We start from the raw sequence: 26,347 nt of genomic DNA on the forward strand, positions 1-26,347 counted from the left end.
CGACAAACGAGGAACGTCAGCCAGCAAACAGTGGTGCCAGCAGCGCCCCTGCATCCGGCTGGCGCTCCAGACTGAGCAGCGCATCAATAAGGCGCTCGCTCTCACTATCCCCCAGTCGCCGCGACAGATTGTCGCGGCACTTGCGCACAATCTCCGCTTCTGCCATCGGGTTCTCTTCACACCCCGGTGGATAATCCACTGTCGGCGCGTTCAACCACTGCCCGTCAACGTTCACCCTCACCCGGCTGACAGGCCGCCGCTGTACCGCCATCAACCGTTCCAATTCGTTATCCACCACTAACTCGACCCGCCGGGCAAACGCCAGCAATGTCGCACGCTGCCGCGTGGTCGCGTCGCTCCAGTTCTGTAGGGGAATGCCGTAAGCCAGGCAGGCCAACGCCAGCGGTCTGAACTGGGCATCGGTTTCGCTCAACACCTGCGTATCGGCGAATTGCGCTACCAGCGTCCGGCTGCCAATGACCTGAATCTGCGTGATCCGCTCCGGCGACAGCGCCTGCTGCGCCAGCAGTTGCTCAAACGCCGCCAGTGCAGTGTGCATCCAACGGCAAACCGGGTAGCGTTTGATACTGGCATGGCGCAATCGCCACACGTCCCCCAGTCCATCAACCAGTAGCGAGGCATCACATTGGTCAGAGCCTGCCATGCGCCAGAACCCCTGTTCGCCTGCCAGCACGTCGCGCGGCCCGATGATACCGTCCCGGTGCAGCAGCACCCCGCGCACCCCGGCTTCCGTCGCCGGTGCGTTGTAATCCTTCAACGCCACCAGCGGTCTCTGCTGCCAGTTGTACTTGTGTAGTCCCGGCAGTGGGGTCAGCGATGCCGCCAGCCCGATAGCGTTCTCCAGCCCGGCGGCATCGCAGCCGCAGAGCAGACCGAATGCGACCGCCGCACCGAGCGACTGATGCTGGCACACGCCGTACACCTGCTGAAAACGTTCCGGGCTGGGCTGCTGAGACAGGATCACGCGGCCATTGATTTCCCAGGCGGCGACCAGCGCACATAACAACTGCGCGCCGGATATCCGCCGTCCGTCCAATGCAGCCAATGCCGCCGCCACCAACGTCGCGCCAGGGTGCCCCATACCGCGACCCTCTCGTTCAAATCCATCGTCATAATCCAGCGCGTTCATCGCCACCGAATTGACAAATGCGGCTCCCAGCGCTGACAGCCCATCCCGGCTTCCCAGCACCGGCGATGTTCCCACCGCATATTGCTGACGCGCCATGCGTTGCGCTTGCAAAAACACCTCGCTTTCCAGCCCGGCGACGCCGCAGCCCAGCGCATCCAGCAGATGTAGCAGGATTTTTCGCCGCCAGACCACAGGGATCGCCTCTGGCGTAAGCTGGCAGGCAAAGCGGGCCAGCGTCAGGGTGATCGTGGAGGTCGCGTGCAAAGAGGTCATCGGTCCAGATTCCGGTCGGCGTCAGGGGGTGGCGCTTGATGATAACACTGCGTTTTCCAACTGCTTTATGCCATTTTCGCCACCGTTGAAACCAAAGGTGATAACCCGTCGTTTCATCAGCGGATGGATATACCGCTGCATGGCTATCAGGCTGTATGGCTTTACCGCCAAACAGAATTTTATTTCTAAAAATCACATATAGATGGTCAATTATATTATTTTCATGCTGTTATGCCTGAGCTCTACCATGTGCACCTCGTTATGATCCGAGGTGATGACTATGTCTATTCCTACATCCGTGCTCAGCCTGATCGGCAACACCCCGTTGCTGGAGCTGACGCAGTTTGATACCGGCCCTTGCCGGTTATTCGCCAAGCTGGAAAACCAGAATCCCGGCGGCTCGATAAAAGATCGTGTGGCGTTATCCATGATTGAAGCGGCAGAACAGCAGGGAAAACTACAGCCTGGCGGCACGCTGATCGAAGCCACCGCTGGCAATACCGGGCTGGGGCTGGCACTGGTGGCGGCTATCAAAGGCTACCAGTTGATTCTGGTGGTACCGGACAAAATGAGCCGGGAGAAAATCTTCCATCTGCGCGCACTCGGTGTCGATGTACGCCTGACCCGATCTGACGTCGCCAAAGGCCACCCGGACTATTATCAGGACTATGCGCAACGGCTGGCAAACGAGATCCCCGGTGCGTTCTATATCGACCAGTTTAATAATCCTGCCAATCCTCAGGCCCACTACCGCACCACCGCGCCGGAATTGTGGCAGCAGATGGAGCATGACATTGACGCGATTGTGGTTGGCGTCGGCTCCGGCGGAACACTGGGTGGACTGAGTCGTTACTTTGCCGACGTATCACCGAAAACCGAACTGGTACTGGCCGACCCGGCCGGTTCTATCCTGACTGACTATGTACGACAAGGCACAATTGGCGACGCGGGCAGTTGGCTGGTGGAGGGCATTGGCGAGGACTTTTTGCCAGCGCTGGCTAACTTCAGTCAGGTAAAACAGGCCTACGCCATCAGCGATCAGGAATCGTTTCAGGCCGCCCGCGAACTGCTACTCAAAGAAGGTGTGCTGGCCGGATCCTCCAGTGGCACACTGCTGGCGGCGGCGCTACGCTACTGCCGCGCCCAAACCGAACCGCGCCGGGTGGTGACGCTGGTTTGCGACAGCGGCAACAAGTACCTGTCGAAGATGTTCAACGACTACTGGATGATTGAGCAAGGGTTAATTCAACGCCCACCGCTGGGCGACCTGCGCGATCTGATCACCTATCGCCATAATGAAGGCGCTACCGTGTCTGTCTCCCCTGATGACTCGTTGGCGATCGTGCATGCCCGCATGCGGCTGTACGACATTTCCCAGTTGCCGGTGCTGGAACACGACCGGGTAGTCGGGGTGATTGATGAGTGGGACCTGCTCAACAATCTCAAAGCCAACCCGCGCCATTTCTCGCTGACCGCCCGTGATGCGATGACCGATCAGGTCAACACCCTGCAGAAAGACGCCTCGTTCGATCACCTGCTGACCACGTTTGATCGCGGTCATGTCGCCATCGTTCTGGACGGCCAGCGCTTCCTCGGCCTGATTACCCGCACCGATGTGCTCAATCACTGGCGGCATCTGGTGCGCTGATCTTTCTACCGTTTACCACAAGGATTTATCATGAGCCATTTCGACACGCTGACCGTTCACGCTGGCTACACCCCAGACAGCACCGGCGCAGTCATGCCAGCAATTTACGCTACCTCAACCTTTGCCCAGCCAGCTCCCGGCCAGCATACCGGCTACGAATACTCACGCAGCGGTAACCCGACCCGTCACGCGCTGGAAGCCAACATCGCCGCGCTGGAAGGCGGTATTCAGGGTTTTGCTTTCGCTTCCGGACTGGCGGCCAGCGCCACCATACTGGAACTGCTCGATCAGGGTAGCCATATCGTCGCAGTGGATGACATTTACGGCGGCACCTGGCGATTGCTGGACCGGGTGCGCAAACGCACCGCCGGGCTAAGCGTCACCTATGTCGACCCGACCGACCTGAGCACGCTGGAGCAGGCGATCACCCCGCAGACCCGGATGATCTGGGTGGAAACCCCCACCAATCCGTTGTTGAAGCTGGCGGATCTCCGCGCCATCGCCGAGCTAGCCCAGCGCCACGGCGTGATAAGCGTAGCGGATAACACCTTTGCCTCTCCGGCTTTACAACGCCCGCTGGAGTTGGGCTTTGACATCGTGGTGCACTCGGCCACCAAATATCTGAACGGCCACTCGGACGTGGTCGCCGGGCTGGCAGTGGTCGGGCGGGACAAAGAACTGGCAGCGCAACTGGCGTTTTTGCAAAATGCGGTGGGCGGGGTACTCGATCCGTTCAGCAGCTTCCTGACACTGCGCGGTATCCGCACACTGGCGCTGCGCCTGGCACGCCATAGCGACAACGCGCTGACGCTGGCGCGCTGGCTGGAACAACAGCCGCAGGTGGAACAGGTGTACTACCCCGGCCTGCCTTCTCACCCGCAACATGCGCTGGCGCGTCAGCAAATGAGTGCGTTCGGCGGCATGATAAGCGTCAGGCTGCGTGGCGACGCCGAGTACGCCAGCACGGTGATCAAGCGCACCCAGCTGTTTACGCTGGCGGAAAGTCTGGGCGGCGTAGAAAGCCTGATCAGCCAACCCTTCAACATGACCCATGCCTCCTTGCCGCTGGAACAGCGTCTGCACCTCGGTATCACGCCGCAGTTGCTGCGCCTGTCAGTCGGTATCGAAAATGTAGAAGACCTGATTAATGACATCCGACAGGCGTTAACCGGCCAGACGGCGTAATCCCGCGTATCAGGGCTGTCATCGACAGCCCGATTTTTCTGCCCGCAACTTCAGCGAATTTCCCGCTTTCCTTAGCTAAAAATCGGCTATCAATCCGCTTTTTTAGCATTTACTTATCACATTTTTCGGCTGCTAAGATGCTGAGAATATAAAAAGCACCATCGATATAACAATATCGTAGTCGAGTTCACAATTCGTACGCCTTTGGCGTTATCAGGGAAAAACACATGCGTTATCAATGGGATTTTTCCGCCCTGCCACACTGGTGGCCGCTGCTGCTGGACGGGTTATGGGGAACAGTCCGCATCGGCTTTACCAGCATTCTCATCGGGATGCTGGCCGGTGTACTGCTGGCCACAATGAAACTGTCGTCCACACGGCTGTGGCGCTTGCCCGCTCACCTGTTCATCGGCTTTTACCGCAACACGCCCGCCATCGTGCATTTTTTCTGGATTTACTACGCACTGCCGGTCATCAGTCCGCTGACCCTGTCGCCGTTCGCCGCGGCGGTAACCGCCCTGTCCGCACAGTCGGCCGCGTTTTACGCCGAAGTCTACCGCGGCGGCATCCTGTCGATTGCCGAGGGGCAGTGGGAAGGGGCCAAAGCGCTCGGTATGTCGCGCCCACTGGCGCTGCGCCGCGTTATCCTGCCGCAGGCGTTGCGACGCATGATCCCACCGTTGATTGAGCGCTCATTCGAGTTGATTAAATCCACCTCGCTGGCGTCATCGCTGGCTTACGGCGAGCTGTTGTATCAGGCGATGCAGATCAACAGCCAGAGCTTCCGCCCGCTGGAAATATACAGCCTGGCGGCACTGCTCTATTTCACGCTGCTGTTTGTCCTTAGTCTGCTGAGCCAGTACGCCGAGCGGCGACTGTCCTACACTCGTGTACAGTGAGGTCGCCGATGCACTATCAATGGAACTTTGGCTTTATCTGGCAACAGTTGCCGGTCCTGCTGCGCGGGCTGGGCGTCACGCTGGAATTGTGGCTGCTGGCGGGCATCGGTGGCACCCTGCTCGGCCTGGCGCTGGGCATCACCCGTACTGCACGCCGCCGCGCCGTCCGTCTGCCAGTCATGGCGTTCGTCGAACTGTTTCGCAATACGCCGGTGCTAATCCAACTGATCTGGTTTTACTACGCCATGCCGGTGCTGACCGGCCTCCAGCTCAGCACCTTTGGCGCGGCGGTGCTGGCGCTGACGCTCTACACCGCGGCTTACAGCACCGAAATCTTCCGCGCCGGTCTGCAATCGATGGAGCAAAGCCAGTGGGAAGGAGCCAAAGCGCTCGGCATGTCTTATCCGCTGGCGCTACGCCGCGTGATCCTGCCGCAAGTGTTGCAGCGCATGTTGCCCGCGCTGACCAATCGACTGATCGAGTTGGCGAAGGTCACCTCGCTGGCGTCGATGCTGGCGGTCAATGAATTGATGTATCAGGGGCGACTGCTCAGCAGCGACACGTACCGCCCGCTGGAGATTCTCACCGTGGTGGCGCTGTTCTACTTCGTGCTGATTTGGCCCGGCAGCTATCTGGCCGCACGGCTGGAGCAGCGCTGGCGTTCCCCTTTATCAACCCGGTAGTTTTTTATCAACCCGGTAATTCTTATTAACCCGGTAACCACCTATGACTGATTCGCAGGATATCGTTTTACGGCTGCGCGGGCTGACCAAAGCATTTCACGGTCAGCCGGTGCTAAAAGGCATCGACCTGGATGTACGACGCGGGGAGAAAATCGCCATTATCGGCGGCAGCGGCTCTGGCAAAAGTACCCTACTGCGCTGCCTGAATTTCATGGAAGTGCCGAGCGGCGGCACCATCGAACTGGATGGCGACGTGCTGGGGCACCCCATGCCGGACGGTACGCGGCGCTACCCGGAAAAGCAATTGTGCGCAGTGCGACAGCGTGTCGGCATGGTGTTCCAGCAGTTCAACCTGTTTCCTCATCAGAGCGTGCTGCAAAACGTGCAGGAAGCCCTGCTGTCGGTAAAAAAACTACCGCGTACCGAGGCCAACGCCATCGCCCGTCGGCAACTGGAGAAAGTCGGGCTGGCGGACAAGCTTAACGCTCGCCCCAGCAACCTGTCCGGCGGCCAGCAACAGCGGGTGGCGATTGCCCGTGCGCTGGCGATGGAACCGGAGATCATGCTATTTGACGAGCCCACCTCGTCCCTCGACCCGGAACTGGTGGGCGAAGTGCTGCATACCATTCGCGCCCTGGCGGACGAGGGCCGTACTTTATTGCTGGTGACCCACGAACTGGGTTTCGCCTGGCACTTCGCTGACCGGGTTATCTTCATTGCCGATGGCGTTATTCACGAAATGGGCAGCGCAGAGCAGGTGCTGCGCCACCCTCAACAACCCCGTACGCAGGCGTTTCTGGCCCGCTTCGCCGAACGTGCGTTTTAAGGAGTCATCATGAGCGCTTCCTCCTCTTCCGCCGTCAGCAGCCAGGCTTACCGGCACGACACCCGCAACGACGACGTGCAGGTGTACGTCAACGGCGAATTTGTGCATCGCTCGCGGGCGGTGGTGTCGGTATTTGATTCAGGTTACGTCTGCGGCGATGGCGTGTGGGAAGGTCTGCGGCTGGTCAATGGCCGCCTGATTTCCCTCGATGCCCATCTGGACCGCTTACTGGCGGGTGCAGCCGCCATCCGGCTGGATATCGGCCATACCCGCGCGGAGCTAATCGACATTATGCGGCGCACGCTGGTCATCAATGGCATGACCGATGGCGCGCACCTGCGGCTGATGATCACCCGCGGGCGTAAAAGCACCCCCAATCAGGACCCGCGCTTTATCCTCGGCGGCGCGACGGTGGTGTGCGTGGCGGAATACAAAGTGGTGGATGAAACGGCGAAGCAACGCGGACTGGCACTGTTCACCTCAAGCTATCGCACCAGCACGCCGGATGTGTTCGACCTGCGACTTAACTCCCACAGTCGTCTGAATCTTATTCAGGCGTTGTTACAAGCTCTCGACGCCGGAGCTGACGAAGCGCTGATGCTGGACCCGCACGGCTTTGTCGCCAGTTGTAACTCCACCAACTTTTTTATTGTACGGCGTGGCGAACTCTGGACCTCCAGCGGCCGCTATTGCTTTAACGGTATCACCCGCCAGACGGTTATCAATCTGGCACGCGCCCACGGTCTGACGGTGCGGGTGGATGATTTCACGCTGGCAGAAGCGATGACTGCCGATGAAGCCTTTGTCACCGGCACGCTGGCCGGCATTACGCCAGTGCGTAGATTGGATGGGCGGGAGTTTGAAGCAGCGAATCGGACTATCACTGAACAGCTCAGACAGTGGTACCAGACGTTTATCGAAACCTAATCGGGTTTCCGGCGGCGTAAAAAAACCGGGGCCACGCCCCGGTTGCTGTTGGTCAGCGAAAACCGTATTTTTCACGCAGCCCCAGTTCCGCCACAATGCGCACCCCACGCTCCAGCGCGTCGCCGTCCAGGTCGCGCAGCGGGCGACGCAGGCTGCCCGCAGGCAGGCCGACCGCCTTCATCAGCGATTTCACCGCCACCGGGTTGATGGCGGAATAGGTGTAGTGCAGCAGTGGCAACAGATGCTGGTACGCGTCGCGGAAACGTTCAGCGTCACCCGCCTCGCGCCACGGTCGGGAAATCGCCGCCAGTTCCGCCGGTGCGATATTACCGGTCATGTTGGCGGTGCCGTGGCCACCCAGCGACATCGTGGGAACAACCAGACCGAGATTGGGCGAATCACAGCACATTACCGACACGTCCGGGTTGCCTGCCAACACTTGTGCCACCTGACCAACGCGGGTGGTGGATTCTTTATGGATCACGTAATTCGGGTGCTTGAAGATACGCAGCAGCGATGTCCAGTGCAGGTCGGTTTTCACTCGCGGCGGATTGTTATAGATACCGAGCGGCAGATCGGTGGCGTCGGCGATCTCCAGAAAATAGTGCTCGATATCACTTTCGCTGGCGCAAATATAGGCGGGCGCAGCGATAATGGCACCATCGGCCCCGTTGTCTTTGGCAAAACGCACATAGTCGATGGTGGTATCGGTATTGTTGCCGGTACAACCGAAAAAGATCTTCATCTTGCCGCTGTTAAAACCGGCGGTACGACGAATGATTTCCCGGCGCTCTTCCGGTGAGAGCATCGACACTTCGCCGGTAGACCCCATAATCAACACCGCCGCGGTGCCGTTTTGCTCCTGAAACTGCAACAGGGTTTCAAATGCGCCGAAATCCACGCTACCGTTGTCGTTAAACGGGGTGATCAATGCCACAAAAGACCCTTCAATTCTCTCTCTGCTCATAGCTATTCCTGTCTGATGATATGTCGTTGTCATAAAAAACGGTTATTCGGTCGGCGCGGCATTGGCCGACGGTGCCGCGAAACCGGCGCTGACGAACCGCAGCAATTGCTGCAGTACCTGTTCGTCGTCGTTGCTGTCGCACAATCCCTGCGACAACAGCGTCAAACGTCCGGAACGTGGATCGACATCCGCCAGCACGTGCATCGCCGCACCTCGTGCAAACTCATAGCGCCAGATAGCCTCCGCACGCGAAATATGCGGCACCGCCCGGACGAATGCCTGAATAAAACGGTGGGCCGTGCCATCGAAATGATCGGACAGCAACAGCGATACTTCGCCCTGCGGCGTAGCGCGCAGGTGCTGCAACAGCCGCACTGCGATACGGCCACCATCCGGCGTGCGAGCGCTCTGCACCAGCGGACGCAACAGGGCATCCAGTAATGCCGACAGTGGCAGTGAATCGCCCCACTGCCGCTCCGCGTCGTCCAGCAAACGGCTACGCTCGGCGTTCAGCGGTTGCAGCACGGCATCCAACACCGCCTTCAACAACCCCTCCTTGGAGCCGAAGTGGTAGTTAATAGCGGCGACATTGACCTGCGTCGCTTCGGTAATCTCCCGCACCGTCGTCAGTTCGCTGCCTTTGTGGGCGAAACGCGTCATCGCTTCTTGTAAGATCCGTTGCCGGACATCGCCCTCTTTTTCTTTGGCTGCTGTACTCATTGATGGTCCTTTTGTCGTCCTTTGATAGTGAATCCACACGCTGCGGCGTACCCGGATTTACCCAGGTCATCGATTAACGATGCGCCAGCGTCAACCCATTCAAATCGATATCCGGCGTTCGACCGGCTATCACATCCGCAACGATACGTCCCACACCTGCCGCCTGTGTCCAGCCGTTGGAACCTTGTCCGCAGGCCAGAAACAGCCCGGCTACCGGCGTAGCGCCCACATAGCCGGGGCCGTCCGGTGTCATCGGCCGCAGGCCGCACCAGCGCTGCGCTGTCTGGTAGTCGCCCGCGCCTGGGAATAGCCGCTGCGCCACACTCGCCACAAAGGCGCTTTTCTTCGCGTCCGGCTGGGTAATGAAATCGGAAATTTCGGCAATCCCTGCCGCCCGCAATTGGTTCCCCAAACGGGTGATCATCACCTTATGATGTTCGTACATCACGCACACCCGCGGGGCAGCGGCATCGTCGGCAATCGGCAGCGTGACCGAATACCCTTTTACCGGATAAATCGGCAGCCGGATGTCCACCTGACGCAACAAAGGCACCGATGCGCATCCTAATGCCACGACCACTGCATCCGCCGTTAGCACACCGGCAGGGGTTTCCACGCCGGTTACTCGCCGGTGATCATCGCTCGCCCGCAGGCGTTCGATCGGGGTATTAAAATGGAAACGCACACCGCGCTGTTGCAACACCGCCGCCAGCTGCCGGGTAAACAGCGCGCAGTCCCCTGCTTCGTCATCCGGCAGATAGAGGCCACCGCTCAGCGGTGCGTCCGCCTGCGAGAGCGCCGATTCGATCTGCGTCACCGCCTGACGGTCAACCAGTCGGTGATTGACGCCAAACTGCGTCAACACCTGCGACGCATGATGCGCCATTGCCAGTTCCTGTTCGTTACCGAACAGTTGCAGTACCCCCAGCGACGACTGGGCGTAATCCAGTCCCAATTCATTGCGCAGTTGGTGCAAACACTGTTGGCTGTAGTGGGCGATACGCTGCATCCGGCTTTTGTTGGCGCGATAGGCGTCCAACCGGCAGTTACGGGCAAAACGCCATAGCCACTGCCACTGCGCCGGGCTAAGTGCCGGGCGCCATTTGAGCGGTGCCTGCGGCACGAACAGCCAACGGAATGCCTTGAGCAACATGCCGGGTGATGCCCAGGGGCCAGCGAAACCGGGACAAATACCGCCCGCATTGGCGAAACTGGCCTCCAGCGCCGGACCGGGCTGGCGGTCGATCACCTCAACCTCAAACCCTTGCTGATGCAAATACCAGGCACTGGTGACACCCACCACGCCTGCGCCAAGTACCATCACTTTCATGCGATACCTCCTGTGAGCGGCAGTTCCTGACGCACCAGTTCCACCCAGTAACGCACTCCGACTGGGATCAGCGCATCGTTAAAATCGTAATGTGGGGTATGCAGTGGTCGGCCGTGGGCATCGTCGTCATCGCCATTGCCCACCATGATGAACGCGCCGGGGCGCTGCTCGAGCAGATAGGCAAAATCCTCCGCCCCCAGCAACGGCGTCATCTCGCCATTGACCGCGTCCGAACCAGCTACCCGCTCGGCGGCCTGCTTCGCACGCTCGGCCATCTCCCGCTCATTAATCAGCACCGGATATTGAAATTCATAATCGGCTTCCGCCGTCGCGCCGAACGCCTGTGCGCTGTGTTGCGCCAGTGTGGTCAGCCGTTTGGCCAGTAGCTCGCGGATAGCCGGTGAGTAGCTACGCCCGGTCCCGGTTACGGTAACGCGCTCGGGGATCACGTTAGGTGCCAGCGGGTCGCCGCCACCGATATGCCCCACGCTCAATACCGCCGCCTCCATCGCAGGAACGTTACGGCTGACCACCGTCTGCAACGCCAGCACGAACTGCGCGGCGGGTAGCGTCGGGTCAATCGACAGGTGCGCACCGGAACCGCCGTGGCCGCCGGTGCCGCGGAATACCACCCGCCAGCTGTCGCTGGCGCACAGCATCGGCCCGCTACGCAACGAAAAACGCCCTAGCGCTATGCCAGGTTTGTTATGCAGCCCAAACAGCCGCTGGCACGGGAAGCGACTCAGCAGGCCATCGTCGAGCATCGCCCGCGCGCCACCCAGCCCTTCTTCGGCAGGCTGGAAGATAAAATGCACCGTCCCGGCAAAATCCGGATGGCGGGACAACAACCACGCCGCCCCCAGCAACATGGCGGTATGCCCGTCATGACCGCAGGCGTGCATCTTGCCGTCGTACGACGAGGCATACGGCAGACCGGTTTTCTCTTGCAGGCGCAGTGCATCCATATCGGCGCGCAGGCCTATCACCCCTTCGCCCGGCTGTTTCCCGCGCAGTGTCCCCACCACGCCGGTACCACCGATGCCGGTGGTCACCGCCAGCCCCCACTCGCGCAATTTCTCCGCCACCAGCGCCGCGGTGCCGAACTCCTCAAACCCGATTTCCGGATGCTGATGAATATGGTGGCGGATCCCGGTCAGCACCGGCACCATCTGCCGCAACGTCTGTTCATAGTCGGCCATGTCGTGTTCCCTCTGGTTTGCGCCTGCCGACGGCGGGCGCAACGGTTAAAAGGTGCCTGGATAGCTGCCGCCGTCAATCAGCCAGTTCTGCCCAGTGATGAAAGCGGCCTGCCGTGAACACAGGAATGCACAGGCAGCCCCGAACTCTTCCGGCTGCCCATAGCGCCCGGCCGGGTTGGCCGCGGCCCGCTCCTGATGCAACTGCTCATAGGATTTGCCGGTCTGCGCCACCAGCGACTGGATGTGTTGCCATTGGCCATCGGTATCGAAGATGCCCGGCAGAATATTGTTAATAGTGACATTGTCACGTACTACCGTGCGGGACAGCCCGGCGACAAAACCGGTTAGCCCCGAACGGGCACTGTTCGATAGCCCCAGCTCCAGTTGCGGGATCTTCACACTGCGGGAGGTGATGTTAACGATGCGACCGAAGCCGCGCTGACGCATGCCATCTACCGTCAAACGCATCATTTCGATCGGGCCAAGCATCATGCCGTCGAGCGCCTCCAGCCAGTGCTGGCGCGTCCAGTAGCGAAAATCGCCCGGTGCAGGGCCGCTGGCGTTGTTGATGAGAATGTCCGGCTGCGGGCAGGCTACCAGCGCCGCCAGCCGTCCTTCGTCGCGAGTAATGTCCGCCACCACCGCCTGCGGGCGTACGCCGACCGCTTGTTCGATTTCATCCTGCGCCTGACGCAACGCAACCTCGGTGCGCGCTAACAGCGTGACCTGCACGCCCTCCTGCGCCAGTTGACGACCAACGGCTTTACCCAGCCCACGGCTGCCGCCCCATACCAGCGCCCGTTTGCCAGCAATACCCAAATCCATATCAATGACCCCTTATGCGTTAACCACAGAGAAACGACTGGCGTGCGCCGTGAGTGGCTGCCTGCCCGGTACCGAGTCCAGCAGCAGGCGAGTATACGGGTGCTGAGGTTGCCGCCAGATTTGCTGGCAATCACCGCTTTCCACACACTCGCCATGCTGCATCACCATCACCCGGTCGGCGATGTAGCGCACCACGGACAAATCATGCGAAATGAACAGCAGCGATAGCCCCATTTCACTCTTTAGCTCCACCAGCAAATTGAGGATCTGCGCCTGAATCGACACATCCAGCGCCGATACCGGCTCGTCGCAAATCACCAGCGACGGGTTGACTACCAGTGCACGCGCAATGCCGATGCGCTGACGCTGGCCGCCGGAGAACTCGTGCGGATAACGCTGGAGACTGCTCTGCGGCAGGCGAACCCGTTCCAGCGCCTGATTGATCAACCGCTGACGCTCCGCACGCTGGGTGACGCCGTGCACAATCAGCGGCCGCTCCAGAATGCGCTGGACATCGTGGCGCGGATTGAGCGACGCGTACGGATCCTGAAAAATCATCTGCACCCGGCGGCGCAGAGGCTGCAACTGTGACTCGTTCAGATGGGTAATATCCTGGCCTTCAAATAGCATCCGGCCTTCGGCAACAGGCAGCAGACGCAAAATGGTCTTTGACAGCGTCGACTTGCCGCAACCGGATTCCCCCACCAGCCCCAGCGTTTCGCCGGGATAAATGTCCAGCGAGATATCCTTCACCGCATTCACCACACCCTGCGAGGTGGCGTAGCGGGTATGCACCCGATGCAGCGACAGCAGCGGCGTGCGGGTGGTATCCGGAGCCGGAACACTACGCAGCGGCGGTGTCACCACCGTCACCTGCCCGGCGTCACCATTGTCGGAATGACGGATCTCCGGCAGGCGCTGCTGCCGGTAGTGCAGGTCATCGGCCAGATGCAGTGACGTCGCCAACAGCCCATGGGTATAGGGATGCTGTGGCCGCTGAAACAACACATCGGTTGACGCTTCTTCCACCTTGCGTCCACCGACCATCACCGCCACGCGGTCCGCCCACTGCTCCACCACCCCCAGATCATGGGTGATCAGTAGCAGGCTCATCGACAACTCGCGCCGCAGTTGATCCAGCAGCGCCAGAATCTGCGCCTGAATGGTGACGTCCAGCGCGGTGGTTGGCTCATCGGCAATCAGCAGCTTCGGCTGGCAGGCCACCGCCATCGCGATCATCACCCGCTGACGCTGCCCACCAGACAACTGATGCGGGTAATCGTCGATACGCCGTGGCGGCTCAGGGATCTTCACCAGGTCCAGCAGCTCGATGGCTCGCACACGCGCCTGAGCCGACGTCAACGGCTGGTGTGTCAGCAGGGTTTCGACGATCTGCTGGCCGATGGTCAACACCGGGTTGAGCGAGGTCATCGGCTCCTGAAAAATCATTGAAATCGCGTTGCCGCGCAGCTGACGCATCGCGGTGTTCGGCAGCGCCAGCAGGTCCTGCCCGTCGAACAGAATGCGCCCGGTGACCTGTCCCGGCGCACTGACCAGCCGCATGATGGACAGCGCGGTGGCGGATTTGCCGCAGCCGGATTCGCCCACCAACGCCAGCGTTTCACCGGGATGAAGCGCCAAATCGAGGCCGCGCACCGCCTGATGACCGGGAAAGGTCACCCGTAAATCCTTAATCTCCAACAGCGGGGTCATACGCGTTCCCTCCGTGAGCGGGGTTCAGTGCGTCGTTGAGCGCATCCCCCACCAAATTGAGCGCCAGCACGGTCAGCACCAGCGCACCACCGGGGATCGCGGTCAAAAACCACGCCGAGCGCAGCGACTCACGGCCAGCACCGATCATGCTGCCCCAACTCACCCGGTTCGGATCGCCAAAACCGAGAAACGACAATGCGGATTCGATCAGAATCGACGATGCCACCATCACCGAGGTGGTAACGATGATCGACGGCAGCGCATTAGGCAGAATCTCCTGTGCCATGATGCGCAGACTGGAAAACCCCTGACTGCGCGCAGCCAGCACGAAATCGCTTTCACGCCAGGTACGGAATTCCGCCCGCACCAGCCGGGCGATGGTCGGCCAGGAGGCGACACCGATAGCGCAGGCAATCAGTGTCACCGATGGCTGACCGATGGCCACCAGCACCACCACCAGCAGAAAGGTGGGAAAGGTTTGAAACAGTTCAGTGACATGCACCAGCAGGTGATCAACCTTGCCGCCAAAGAAGCCAGCAATTGCGCCGATGGTTATGCCGATCAACAGGCTGACCGCCACGGCAGAAAAGCCTATCTGCAATGACACCTGCGCCCCATGTACCACTCCGGCGGCAACATCACGCCCCAGCGAATCGGTGCCTAACGGGAAAGCCGGATCCTGCCCCGGCCACAGAAACGGCTGCGCGACCATATCCAACGGGTCGCCGGGGTAGACCCACGGTGCCGCCAGCGCCATTAGCGCTACCAACACCAGTAGCGCGACACCCGCCATGCCGGAAGGATTGCGCAAAAACAGCCTCACCTCTGGCGACAGCCGTACACGGCGACGCGGCGGTACCCGTTCACCAACGGCGGTGCTAGAAGAAACGGTATTTTTCATATCAGTTCGCCTTGATTCGGGGGTCTAGCCAGCTTTGCAGTACGTCGACCAGAATATTGGCGACGATCACCAGAAACGCTGACAGCAGCAACACCCCCAACAGCACGTTGAAATCGCGCGCCATCACCGCCTCCAGCGCCAGTCGGCCAAGCCCCGGCCAGCTAAATACGGTTTCCACCACCGCCGCACCGCCCAGCAGGTTGCCGATGTGCATCCCAGCAACCGTGGTCACCGGCAACAGCGCACAGCGCAGAATATGGCGTAGCGTCACCCGCCACGGGCTCAGCCCCTTCGCGTGGGCGGTGCGCACGAAATCCTGCCGGTCGATTTCGAGCATCGCCGCTCGCGTCAGCCGGGCGTAAATGGCGATAAAGAAACTGCTCAAGGCACCGACTGGCAACACCGCATGCAGCAACACATCGCGAAGATAAGCCCAGCCATGCAGATCTGCGCCGATGGTGGCGCTGCCACCACCCGGTAACCAGTCAAGCCGGACCGAGAACAAGATCAGCGCCATCAGTCCAATCCAGAACCCCGGCGTGGAGTAGAGCAACAGCGCCAGTAGCGACAGAAACCGATCCGGCCATTTGCCTGCCCACACAGCCATCACCGCCCCCAGGGCGATCCCGACCACGATTGCCACCAACTGCGAAGCCAACATCAGCAACAGCGTCTGCGGCAGACGGGACAGGATCAATTCCGTCACCGGCGCGTTGTAGCGCGGTGAAAACCCCAGACTGAAATGCGCCAGATTGGACAGATAGTTGTACAGTTGATGCAGTACCGGTAGATCGAGCCCGAACTGCTGGCGTATCTGCGCGGTGGTTTCGGCGGTGGCACTGCCTGCTTCGGCGGCCAGTACATCCGCCGCATCACCCGGTACCAGTTGCAGCAAAAAGAACACAACGATCACGATACCGATGGCCACCGGCACCGCATGCAGCAACGTACGCCACAGCACCTGCCGGATGCGTTCACTATTTCTCATCACTTACCTTTATATGCAGAGGCGACGCCACAGAGCGCGCCATCGGATACCGACGCGCTCCCGGTTCACAGGTCATTAATCCAGCCAGATTTCCGCCAGGCTGCCGTTGGTGCCCTGAATATCGGTCAGTTGGTTGTGAACGCGTGTGTTGTAGATAGTCAGGCGTTTAAGCTGCAACAAATTGATGTCCGGCAGTTCCTGCGCCACGATGCGCTGGAATGCGCGAAACTCCTCAGCACGTTTGGCCGGGTCGGTCTCTACTGCCGCCTGCTCCAGCAGCCTGTCCACCTCCGGGTTGGCGTAATGTGAACCATTGCCGAACGCCACACCCGGTTTAAAGGCTTGCGACCAGTACAGCCGTTGCACGCCGACTGTCGGGTCAAACAGGTTGGAGATGGAGTGGTTGGTGAACGCGAAATCCCGATCGGTATACACGCGCTTGACGTAGGTAGCGAAATCCTGCGACCGGATGGTGACCTCGATCCCCACCTTAGCCAGCGCGGATTTCAGGTATTCCGCCACGCGCTTGAAGCCATCACCGTACGGCATGTAGTCATGTACCAGACGGAAACGAATGCCGTCGGCCTGACGCGGAAAACCGGCCTCGTCCAGCAGTTGTTCGGCTTTCTTCACATCGAACGGGTATGGCGACGGCGCGCTGTCGTGGAACGGCGCCAGCTCCGGCGTAATCGGCGTCGGCGAATTGACGGCGTAGCCGTACCACACCACGTTACGCAGCACATCGCGGTTGATGCTGTGGGCGATCGCCTGCCGTACCTTCAGGTTTTTCAGGTACGGATTGTCCAGATTGAACTCGATGCGAGTCTGCGTCGGACCGTAACCGTAACCGCCTGTTTCAATCGCCAGCCTGGGGTTTTTCTTGACGCGATCCAGTTCATTGAGCGGCACCGGCGATTCACTGCCCAGATCCAGCTCACCGGTCTCAAAGGCGATCAGGCGGGTCGCCGCGTCAGGGATGAATTTCACCACCAGCCGATCCACGTACGGCTTCGGCTGATCCCAATAGTTGGGGTTGCGCTCGTACACAATGTGGCTACCGCGCACCCACTCCTTGAAGATGAACGGCCCGGTGCCTACCGGTGCCGTGTTGTAGGGGTTGGTACGAATATCGGTACCGTCATACAGGTGTTTCGGAACGATCGGCGCTTCGTTGGCAGAAAACGCGCTGATCAGATAAGGTGCGGGCTGCGACAGTTCCACAATAGCGGTATACGGATCCGGCGTTTTCACTTCGGTGACATTGGCAAAGGTGCCCTGCCCGCGGGAATTGTATTTCTTGACCGTCAGGATGGAGAACGCCACGTCAGCGGAAGTGAAATCCTTGCCATCGTGCCATTTCACGCCCTGGCGTAAATGGAACGTGTACTGTTTGCCGTCCGGACTCACTGACCAACTGGTGGCCAGTTGTGGGATCGGCTTCATGTTGAAATCGTAGTTCAGCAATCCTTCGATCACCTTGGCGTTGACCTTGATAACCGACCCGCCGCTGTTAACCAACGACGTCAGCACCGGCGGTTCCGGCTCGACCAGAAAATTCAGCGTGCCGCCGTGTTTGGGTGTCGTCTCCGCGGCCTGGCTCATCGCGCCAAACAGCGATGCGGCCACCAGCAAGGCCGCAAAAAGCGATTTATTTTTCATGTTGTTATCCCTGGGTGAAATAGGTGATGTCCGGTCATTATCCGTGCCGCAAGTGCATGGTGACGGGGCAGGCTCCGGCATACGATGGGTGTTCAAATCTGCGGAAAAACTAACCCAACGCTTGTTTGAAATGAACGTTTAATTTTGGATAAGTAATGCGGAAAAACGGATAACGGATAACGGATAACGGATAACGGATAACGGACAGAGAATGAACGTGGGAAGCCATGCGGGTAAACAATAAAAGCGACGGGTGACGCAGCAGGGGAGCTTTACCGATGTCCTGACCGGTTTACGCATTATCCGGCAGCAGCGCCAACTGCCGGATAATGAAGAGAATGACGGCCTGTTCATCACCAAAACCGATGACAAGCGAAACCATCACCGCGCTTTGCTGTCGCCATACCGCGAACGACTAAACCTTCACCGCTTTGGCACTCAGCCCAACCAGTGCCAGCAAGGCCGCCACCACCAGAAACGCGGCTGACAAACTGCTGTGATGCGCAATAAACCCGATACTTGCTGGCCCAGCTAATATTCCCAGATAACCCAGCGTGGTGACCGCAGGCACCGCCGCCGCCTGTGGCATGCTGGTCTGACGCCCGATGGCCGAGAACATAACCGGCACAATATTGGAGCACCCCAACCCGATCAGCGCATAACCGAGCAACGCGACCGACCAGAACGGGATCCACACCGCCAGCATCAACCCGGTGACCGCCAGCGCGGCCCCCAGCATCACCACCGGTTGTGCACCCAGTCGGGTGACCACCCGATCGCCGGTCAGACGTCCGAGCGTCATGGTAGCGGCAAAACACGCAAAACCGAGCGCACCTTGCGCATCCGGCATGCCGCGGTATTCGGTCAGAAATACCGCGCTCCAGTCCAGCACCGCGCCTTCCGCCAGGAACACGGCAAAGCAGATCAACCCCAGCACCAGTACCGTACCGCGGGGGACAGCAAACGCCGGGCCTTCCGGCGGATTGGCGTACCTCAGCAAACCGGCCAGATGCGTCAGCAATAACAGCACCATCACCACCACACTGATCAGGCTTGCCACCAGCGGCGACAGCCCCAGCGACATCATGCCGCTCATCGCCCCAGCTCCGACGATACCGCCAATGCTGTAAAACCCATGAAACCCAGACATCATGGCGTTACCTGAGGCTTTCTCCACCAAAATCGCCTGTACGTTCATCGCACAGTCGGTGGTACCCACCCCGATACCGAATATCAGCAATGCCAGCGCCAGTAGCGCCGCACTCGGGATCACCGCCAGCCACGGCAAGATCAGACAGAACAGCAATACCGCCAGCGAAATCACCTTACGGCAGCCAAAGTGCGTGGTCAGCATACCGGTTACCGGCATCGCCACCAGCGCGCCGCCCCCCAGACACAGCAACAGCAGACCGAGCATACCGTCATCCACGGCGGTATTGAGCCGGGCGAACGGCACCAGCGCCGCCCAAACCGACGTACCAAACCCGGCTAAAAAAAACATCACGCGCGTCGCACGTTGTTCGCGCCGTCCCGGTTCATCAAACAACGGGGCAGCTACAGGTGAAAGCGTCTGGGAATCCGTCAACGGTTGCATAAACGATATCGTCTCATGAGAAAAAATAGACCAATGACCGCATCGGCGTATGCAGTCTGTTAACGTGTTCGGCGTTACCCATTCAGGATCCGTAGCACGTCTTCGTGTAAGCGTGGGCACCCCGTCGCCAGTATCTGCCCACCGGCTTCCGGCCGTGTGCCCTGCAAGGTGGTGACCACACCACCGGCCTGCTCCACAATCGGGATGAACGCTGTAATATCATAAGGTTGCAGCGAATATTCCAGACAGATATCGATATGCCCGGCCGCCAGCATCGCCATCGCATAGCATTCACCACCGTAGCGGGTCATTAGTGTGCGCTCGGTGAGATCCTGGAAGTGGACTTGCGGATAGCGTTCGATAGGTTCCGGCGATGTGGTGTGCAAAATAGCCTGGTCCAGCGACACGCTCTTACGGGTTTCCAGTCGGCTTTCACCCTGTGGGCCACGGTACCAGGCGTGCTCGCCATCCGCCCAAAAGGCTTCGCCGGTGAACGGCTGGCTCATCATCCCCATCACCGCACGTTCGCGATACAACAACCCAATCAGTGTACCCCACACCGGCAGTCCACACAGGAACGGCCGGGTACCATCGACTGGGTCCAGCACCCACTGGATATCACCGCTGCCGGTCGTGCCAAATTCCTCCCCCATGATCGCGTGATCCGGGTAGTGTTCGGTAATCAGCGCCCGAATCACCCGCTCCGCTTCCCGGTCAGCGTCCGTCACCGGATCAAAGCGAAACCCGTCTTTGGGTTTACTACCTACGTGCAGATTCTGCTGCGAACGAAAGCGCGGCAAGGTTTGCTGACTGGCAGCGTCAGCCAGACGATGGAAGAATGCGATATCGGGTAATGACTGACTCATGGTACTCACCTCTTTCGATAGGCTGCACATCACCACTATTTGATTGACAATTCGGCGTCCCAGTGATTAATTTTGCTCGTTATGCTCGATTAAATTAATTATAAGGCTTGGTTATGCTCGATTATGCATCTTTTCCTGAACAACGACAATCGCTGATCCGCGATCGATTAGCGAAGGAAGGTCGGGTGGTTTGTACGTTACTGTCGCAAGAATTACAGGTATCGGAACACACCATCCGGCGTGATTTGCAGGAACTGGCGCGAGAAGGTATATGCAAGCGGGTATATGGCGGCGCGGTCAGCCTGGCACCGGCTGACGGGCATTTTATTACCCGGGCCACTGCCGACAGCGACGCGAAAGACCGGCTGGGGCAATCCTGCGCTGCGTTGATTCAGGCAAATCAGTGCGTATTTATCGATTCTGGCTCGACCAACCTCGCCATCGCCCGGGCGATCGCGCCTACGTTGCCCGTCACTGTCGTCACCAATTCGCCCGCTATCGCGCTGGAAATGATGAAATCCGCCCACGCCGAGGTGATTATGCTCGGTGGCCGAGTACAACCCCGCACCGGAGGCGCACTAGGTATCACACCACAAAAACAGCTGGAGAATATCTATTTCGATCTCTGTTTTCTGGGCGGTTGCGCACTGGATGCCAGCGAAGGGCTAACGGTGTTTGACTATGAAGACGCCGAGTTCAAGCACGCGGCAGTGGGCAAGAGCAACGAGGTTGTGGTGGCGATGACCTCGGACAAACTCCCGGCCATCGCCCGTTACCATGTCATCCCCTACGAAGACATCGCCACGCTGGTGGTGGAAGCGGCCATTTCGCCGGATAAACTCGCGCCTTTTCGCGACAAAAAAATGACTATACGGTTTGCCAAAGCGAGCTAACCCCGTACCTTTCCTGACCCCACAGACCAAAAAGCAGCGCCCTTGCCAGTTCTGACAAGGGCGCATAACAGAGATAAATAGCGTTGTACGCTACCGTCAGTATCCACAGTTGGAATCAATGCCCACCGCGCAATTTCTCCGAACGACGACGCAGCACTTCCATCACCACCAACAGCACCAGCGCGGCAGCCACCATCATCGTCGCTGCGGCGGCGATAGTCGGGTCAAGGTTCTCGCGGATCCCGGCAAACATCTGCAATGGCAACGTACGCTGACGCGGACTGGCGAGAAACAGCGTCACAATCACCTCATCAAACGAGGTGGCGAACGCAAACAGTGCGCCGGAGAAAACGCCAGGGGCTATCAGCGGCAGGGTTACCCGACGAAACGCCAGCAACGGCGGTGCCCCCAGGCTGGCGGCAGCACGAGTCAGGTTCTGATCGTAATTTTTCAGTACCGCGGTGACGGTAATCACCACAAATGGCACCCCCAACACCGCATGAGCCAGCACCAGCCCGATGTAGCTATTGAGCAGTGACAGCTTGGCGAAGAAGAAAAACATCCCGACGGCCACAATCACCACCGGAGCAATCATCGGTGAAATCAGTACCGCCATCACCAACGACTTGCCGCGAAACTCACCGCGAACCAGTCCCACCGACGCCAGCACGCCCAACACGGTTGCCAGTATCGTCGCCAGCGGCGCGATCAGCAGGCTGTTGCCCAATGCACCGAGCCATTCGCTGGAATGGAAAAACTCCCGATACCAACGCAGGGAAAATCCGGCCAACGGGTAGCTGAGAAACGACCCGGCATTAAACGACAGCGGCACAATCACCAGCACCGGCACGATCAGAAACAGCAACATCGCCGCGCCATAAAAATTGAAGAAGCCATTCCACACCCGCAACAACTGCGATCCCTGTTGTCTCATTTCCTTCATCGGTTTCATCGCTTGCTCCTTCTTTTAACGCGCCGCCGCTTCGGCGTCGGTGCGGGTAACACGGATATACACCACATACAGCAGTACCACGATCACCAACAGTTGCGTCCCCAGCGCGGCCGCCATTCCCCAGTTCATGGTGGTATTGGTGAAAAACGCCACGAAATAACTGAGCATCTGGTCGCCTGGCCCGCCAAGCAACGCTGGCGTAATGTAGTAGCCGATCGCCATCATGAACACCAGCAACGCACCGGCCGTCACCCCGGCGTAAGTCTGCGGCACATACACCCGCCAGAACGCCAGAAACGGATGCGCACCCAGCGAAATCGCCGCCCGAACATAGTTAGGTGAAATACCTTTCATCACCGCATACAGCGGCAGCACAAAAAACGGCAACAGGATATGCGTCATCGAGATATAGACACCAATGCGGTTAAACACCAGCACCAGCGGCTCATCAATAATACCCAGACCTATCAGCGAACGGTTGATCAGCCCGCCGGATTGCAGCAACACGATCCAACTGGCGGTTCGCACAATCAGTGAGGTCCAGAACGGCAGCAACACCAGAATCATCAATAAATTGGCGCGGTTATCCGGCTGTTTCGCCAGCCAGTAAGCCAGCGGATACCCCAATGCCACACACAGCAACGTAACGACACCGGCCATCAGCAACGTGCGCATCAGCACATCAACATACAACGCCTGATCTGCCGGTTGTGCCACCACCTTATCGGTTTGTGGATCAACCTTATGGTCAAACACCGCCAGCAGGTAATAGCTGGTAAACGGACTCGACGCTCGTTCGATAGTTTTCCAGGTGTTGAGCTCACCCCACATCGGTTGCTCGGCAATCAGTTGCTCACGCAGCCCCGGCTGTTCATCCGACGGCAGTTTACGCAGGGTACGGGTAATCAGTGTGCGGTACTGGCTGTCTTCATACCCCAGTCGCTTGGTGATCGTAGCGACCTGCCCGGTACTGCGAGCATTACGCAGGTCGCTCACCAGCGCGCGAAACACACTTTCATCCGGCACCGCTTTGCCGGGCCAGTTCCGCATTGCCTCTACCGTCATCGGCATACTGACGCGCAAGTCCGGGTTAGACACGCTTTTGCCCAGAATCGACAGTATCGGGAACAGAAAACTGACCAGAATAAACAGGAATAGGGGTGCTATCAGCAACAGCGACCGTTTCTGATAGCGGGCCTGCGCCTGACGCAGCTGCTGTTTCAGACTGGTGCGACCTTCCTGATTACCGACTGGCGGTTTAGCCTTCAACATCTCACTCTGGGACATAAGCGTGCTCTCCTTGTTCAATACCGGTTCAGGATTACTTCTGGGCAGCCCAGGCGTTAAAGCGCTGTTCCAGCTCTTCGCCGTGATCAATCCAGAATTCGGTATCGACCTGTACCGACTGCGCCAGGTTATCCGGGGCGGTTGGCAGGTTGTTGCTGATGGACGGGCTCAGTAACGCGGTGGTTTTGCTGTTGGTCGGCCCATAAGCGATGTTTTCAGCAAACACCTTCTGGTTTTCCGGCTGGTTGGCGAACGCGATAAACTGTTCAGCCAGCGCTTTATGCTTGGAGCCTTTTACAATCGCCCAGCTATCCAAATCGTACAGGCCATCTTTCCAGACGATATTGATGCCCGGTTTTTCTTTCTGCGCCACGGCCACGCGACCATTGTAGGCAGAGGTCATGACCACATCCCCAGCCACCAACCACTGCAACGGCTGTGCACCGGACTCCCACCACTGAATATTGGATTTGATCTGATCGAGTTTTTTGAACGCGCGATCGACACCCGCCGGGGTCGCCAGCACTTTGTAAACATCTTCACGCTTCACGCCATCGGCCAACAACGCGATTTCCAGCGTGAACTTGGCACTCTTGCGCAGCGCGCGCTTGCCGGGGAAGTTTTTCACATCCCAGAAATCAGCCCAGCTTTTGGGGGCCTGCTGTAATTTATTGGCGTTGTAAGTCAGCACCGTGGACCAGACAAAAATCCCGGCACCGCATTCAGAGACGGCCCCTTTAACGAAATCAGCCTGATGACCCAGCTTTTGCCAGTCCAGCGGTTCAAACAGTCCCTCGTTACATCCACGCAGCAGTTCCGGACCTTCCACTTCCACCACATCCCAGCCAACCTGCCCTGTCTGCACCATTGCGCGGATACGAGCCATTTCACCATTGTATTCACCGGCTTCGATCGTGCCTTTGCCCGCGGCCTGGAACGGCTTATAAAAAGCCTTATCCTGTGCATCTTTATTGGTGCCTCCAAAGGAAATCACGGTCAGATTATCAGCCCAGCTCTGGGAGGCCATGGCAACGAGCAGAGCGGATAGTGCAAATTTTTTCAACATGGTCTGGCTCCTAAAGAGAGTAGTCAACGTATGTCCATAAGGGGAAAACCCTTAATTTTTTTGATGTATGACATCATTCTGTATAGCAGTTTTCATGCCAGTTTCTATCGACTGGATTAAAAACCGCCGGATGGAGCCGTGGAAGTCCTACGCTGTGCAATCTGCACAGTGCTGGTGTTATTTTTAATCTGATAGCCTGTTTTTGACTGCGACAGCCGGTGGTTGATTTGCCTTGTTATGGTGCAACCGGTTAACAGGCTGCACCAGACTAGCCCGACCGTTCCTGACATGAACATCCTTGTTCATCCGAATGCATCCGTCGTCAGGCTGATGGGGTAAGGTCAACGCAGAGATATTTCATCTCCAGGTATTCCTCAATGCCGAAGCGTGAACCTTCACGTCCCAACCCCGACTGTTTTACCCCGCCAAACGGGGCGACTTCGTTAGAAATGAGACCGGTATTAATGCCGACCATGCCGTACTCCAGCGCTTCCGGCACACGCCACTGGCGGATGGCGTCACGGGTATAGACGTAGGCTGCCAGGCCAAACTCGGTGTCGTTCGCCATCGCCACCGCCTGCGCCTCATCGTCAAACGGGAACAACGGTGCCACCGGCCCGAATGTTTCCTCTCGCGCAAACCGCATCTCGCGCGTTACGCCACCTATCACCGTCGGCGTAAAGAACGTGCCGCCCAGCGCATGGCGTGAACCGCCGGTCAGCAACGTCGCCCCTTTGGCCAGGGCATCGCTAATATGCGACTCGACCTTGCCGACCGCATCCTGATCAATCAGCGGGCCTTGCGTCACGCCGGGTTGCGTCCCCTCGCCCACGTTCAGTTTTTCCACTTCCTCCACCAGCCGTGCAGCCAGTGCCGGGTAGATACCCCGCTGAACATAAATGCGGTTGGCGCAAACACAGGTCTGGCCGCTATTGCGGAACTTGGACGCCAGAATGCCTTTTATCGCCAGTTCCAGGTCAGCGTCGTCAAACACGATGAACGGCGCGTTGCCGCCCAGTTCCAGCGACAGTTTTTTCACCGTCGGCGCGCTTTGTGCCATCAAAATGCGACCAACTTCGGTAGACCCGGTAAAGCTCAGCTTGCGCACGACCGGGCTATCACACAGCACTTTACCCACTGAGGCGGCTTCGCCAGTCACCACCTGCAACACACCCGCAGGAATGCCCGCCTGTAGCGCCAGCTCCGCCAGCGCCAGTGCGGTGAACGGTGTCTGCTCCGCCGGTTTGACTATCATGGTGCACCCGGCCGCCAATGCAGGCGCCGCTTTACGGGTAATCATCGCCGCCGGGAAGTTCCACGGCGTGATCGCCGCACATACGCCGATGCCTTGCTTAATCACCAGCAGGCGTTGATTGGCCTGCGGTGACTGCAACACACTGCCTTCCACCCGCTTCGCCTCTTCGGCAAACCAGTCGATAAACGAGTTAGCGTAAGCGATTTCCCCACGGGCTTCCGCCAGCGGTTTCCCCTGTTCAGCGGTGAGGATCGCCGCCAAATCGTCCTGATGGTCACGAATCAATTGCGCCCATGCCTGCATCAGTGCCGCACGCTCTTTACCGGTACGCTGACGCCACGCCACCAGTGCCTGCTCAGCCTGCGCAATCGCCTGCTGAGTCTGCTGCGCCGTAACCAGCGGAATGCTGCCCAGTTCATCACCGGTCGCCGGGTTGTTCACGCTAAGGCGATCGCCGTTATGGCTGTCTTGCCACTCGTCGCCAATCAGACATTGCTGGCGGAATAACGCTTTATTTTTTAGTTGCATAGCTACCCTTTCG

General features: G+C 58.9%; 23 protein-coding genes. 7 read left to right on the top strand and 16 right to left on the bottom strand.

All coding sequences use genetic code 11. The annotated features are described in order from the left end of the window. Positions 1-16: 16 nt before the first annotated feature. Positions 17-1,423, bottom strand: coding sequence for an MmgE/PrpD family protein (locus LF929_RS11400; RefSeq protein ID WP_368678940.1), 1,407 nt, complete (start codon positions 1,421-1,423; stop codon positions 17-19). Positions 1,424-1,703: 280 nt separating this feature from the next. Here LF929_RS11400 and LF929_RS11405 point away from each other — a divergent pair, with 280 nt between their 5' ends. From LF929_RS11405 to LF929_RS11430, 6 genes are all read left to right on the top strand, one after another. Beyond that, the gene (locus tag LF929_RS11405; protein WP_210174973.1) at positions 1,704-3,071 is read left to right on the top strand and encodes a cystathionine beta-synthase; all 1,368 of its coding nucleotides are present in this window, start codon (positions 1,704-1,706) and stop codon (positions 3,069-3,071) included. Positions 3,072-3,101: 30 nt separating this feature from the next. Beyond that, a complete protein-coding gene (locus tag LF929_RS11410; protein ID WP_226093528.1) occupies positions 3,102-4,256 on the top strand; it encodes a PLP-dependent aspartate aminotransferase family protein in 1,155 nt (384 codons plus the stop codon). Positions 4,257-4,483: 227 nt separating this feature from the next. Then, positions 4,484-5,155: an amino acid ABC transporter permease gene (locus LF929_RS11415; RefSeq protein ID WP_038904190.1), complete on the top strand. Its 672-nt coding sequence runs from the start codon at positions 4,484-4,486 to the stop codon at positions 5,153-5,155. A gap of 8 nt (positions 5,156-5,163) precedes the next feature. Next, positions 5,164-5,838 carry an amino acid ABC transporter permease gene (locus LF929_RS11420; RefSeq protein ID WP_038907798.1) on the top strand — a complete coding sequence of 225 codons (675 nt, stop codon included), beginning with the start codon at positions 5,164-5,166 and terminating at the stop codon, positions 5,836-5,838. A gap of 43 nt (positions 5,839-5,881) precedes the next feature. Continuing rightward, on the top strand, positions 5,882-6,664 hold the full coding sequence (locus LF929_RS11425; RefSeq protein ID WP_210174971.1) for an amino acid ABC transporter ATP-binding protein: 783 nt from the start codon (positions 5,882-5,884) through the stop codon (positions 6,662-6,664). A gap of 9 nt (positions 6,665-6,673) precedes the next feature. Further along, positions 6,674-7,591 (top strand): aminotransferase class IV, encoded by a 918-nt coding sequence (locus tag LF929_RS11430; RefSeq protein WP_038904186.1) that lies wholly within the window; start codon positions 6,674-6,676, stop codon positions 7,589-7,591. A gap of 52 nt (positions 7,592-7,643) precedes the next feature. On the opposite strand, the gene LF929_RS11435 is transcribed toward LF929_RS11430, so the two are convergent. The 11 genes from LF929_RS11435 to hisN all read right to left on the bottom strand — a co-directional run bounded on the left by LF929_RS11435 (position 7,644) and on the right by hisN (position 20,353). Next, positions 7,644-8,558, bottom strand: coding sequence for a 4-hydroxy-tetrahydrodipicolinate synthase (locus LF929_RS11435; protein WP_012884547.1), 915 nt, complete (start codon positions 8,556-8,558; stop codon positions 7,644-7,646). 42 nt (positions 8,559-8,600) lie between these two features. Next, positions 8,601-9,278: a TetR/AcrR family transcriptional regulator gene (locus LF929_RS11440; RefSeq protein WP_210174970.1), complete on the bottom strand. Its 678-nt coding sequence runs from the start codon at positions 9,276-9,278 to the stop codon at positions 8,601-8,603. A gap of 73 nt (positions 9,279-9,351) precedes the next feature. Further along, positions 9,352-10,608 carry a D-amino acid dehydrogenase gene (locus LF929_RS11445; protein WP_226093529.1) on the bottom strand — a complete coding sequence of 419 codons (1,257 nt, stop codon included), beginning with the start codon at positions 10,606-10,608 and terminating at the stop codon, positions 9,352-9,354. Next, positions 10,605-11,807 (bottom strand): amidohydrolase, encoded by a 1,203-nt coding sequence (locus LF929_RS11450; RefSeq protein ID WP_226093530.1) that lies wholly within the window; start codon positions 11,805-11,807, stop codon positions 10,605-10,607. Before LF929_RS11450 ends, LF929_RS11445 begins: the two co-directional genes overlap by 4 nt. A 45-nt stretch (positions 11,808-11,852) precedes the next feature. Next, entirely contained in the window at positions 11,853-12,632 is a 780-nt protein-coding gene (locus tag LF929_RS11455) for an SDR family oxidoreductase (protein ID WP_226093531.1), read from the bottom strand. 12 nt (positions 12,633-12,644) lie between these two features. Then, positions 12,645-14,345 (bottom strand): ABC transporter ATP-binding protein, encoded by a 1,701-nt coding sequence (locus LF929_RS11460; protein ID WP_226093532.1) that lies wholly within the window; start codon positions 14,343-14,345, stop codon positions 12,645-12,647. Continuing rightward, a complete protein-coding gene (locus LF929_RS11465) occupies positions 14,323-15,138 on the bottom strand; it encodes an ABC transporter permease (protein ID WP_264085038.1) in 816 nt (271 codons plus the stop codon). Before LF929_RS11465 ends, LF929_RS11460 begins: the two co-directional genes overlap by 23 nt. A 109-nt stretch (positions 15,139-15,247) precedes the next feature. Next, the gene (locus tag LF929_RS11470) at positions 15,248-16,234 is read right to left on the bottom strand and encodes an ABC transporter permease (RefSeq protein WP_210174965.1); all 987 of its coding nucleotides are present in this window, start codon (positions 16,232-16,234) and stop codon (positions 15,248-15,250) included. A 75-nt stretch (positions 16,235-16,309) separates the two neighbouring features. Beyond that, positions 16,310-17,893: an ABC transporter substrate-binding protein gene (locus LF929_RS11475; RefSeq protein WP_210174964.1), complete on the bottom strand. Its 1,584-nt coding sequence runs from the start codon at positions 17,891-17,893 to the stop codon at positions 16,310-16,312. A gap of 415 nt (positions 17,894-18,308) precedes the next feature. After that, the gene (locus LF929_RS11480; RefSeq protein WP_226093534.1) at positions 18,309-19,487 is read right to left on the bottom strand and encodes an MFS transporter; all 1,179 of its coding nucleotides are present in this window, start codon (positions 19,485-19,487) and stop codon (positions 18,309-18,311) included. Positions 19,488-19,561: 74 nt separating this feature from the next. After that, positions 19,562-20,353, bottom strand: coding sequence for a histidinol-phosphatase (gene hisN, locus LF929_RS11485; protein ID WP_210174962.1), 792 nt, complete (start codon positions 20,351-20,353; stop codon positions 19,562-19,564). Between the two features lie 113 nt (positions 20,354-20,466). Between hisN and LF929_RS11490 the strand changes: the two genes are divergently transcribed. After that, positions 20,467-21,246, top strand: coding sequence for a DeoR/GlpR family DNA-binding transcription regulator (locus tag LF929_RS11490; protein WP_226093535.1), 780 nt, complete (start codon positions 20,467-20,469; stop codon positions 21,244-21,246). A 115-nt stretch (positions 21,247-21,361) separates the two neighbouring features. Here the strand turns inward: LF929_RS11490 and LF929_RS11495 are convergent, their stop codons facing one another. The 4 genes from LF929_RS11495 to LF929_RS11510 form a co-directional block, all read right to left on the bottom strand. Beyond that, positions 21,362-22,180: an ABC transporter permease gene (locus tag LF929_RS11495; protein ID WP_029456449.1), complete on the bottom strand. Its 819-nt coding sequence runs from the start codon at positions 22,178-22,180 to the stop codon at positions 21,362-21,364. 33 nt (positions 22,181-22,213) lie between these two features. Further along, entirely contained in the window at positions 22,214-23,485 is a 1,272-nt protein-coding gene (locus tag LF929_RS11500) for an ABC transporter permease (protein ID WP_038904171.1), read from the bottom strand. Positions 23,486-23,519: 34 nt separating this feature from the next. Then, the gene (locus LF929_RS11505; RefSeq protein ID WP_026358043.1) at positions 23,520-24,551 is read right to left on the bottom strand and encodes an ABC transporter substrate-binding protein; all 1,032 of its coding nucleotides are present in this window, start codon (positions 24,549-24,551) and stop codon (positions 23,520-23,522) included. 322 nt (positions 24,552-24,873) lie between these two features. Continuing rightward, positions 24,874-26,334, bottom strand: a complete 1,461-nt coding sequence (locus LF929_RS11510) for an NAD-dependent succinate-semialdehyde dehydrogenase (RefSeq protein ID WP_226093536.1) — start codon at positions 26,332-26,334, stop codon at positions 24,874-24,876. Positions 26,335-26,347 lie beyond the last annotated feature (13 nt).

It is taken from the genome of Dickeya oryzae, from assembly GCF_020406815.2.
Lineage (GTDB): Bacteria > Pseudomonadota > Gammaproteobacteria > Enterobacterales > Enterobacteriaceae > Dickeya > Dickeya oryzae.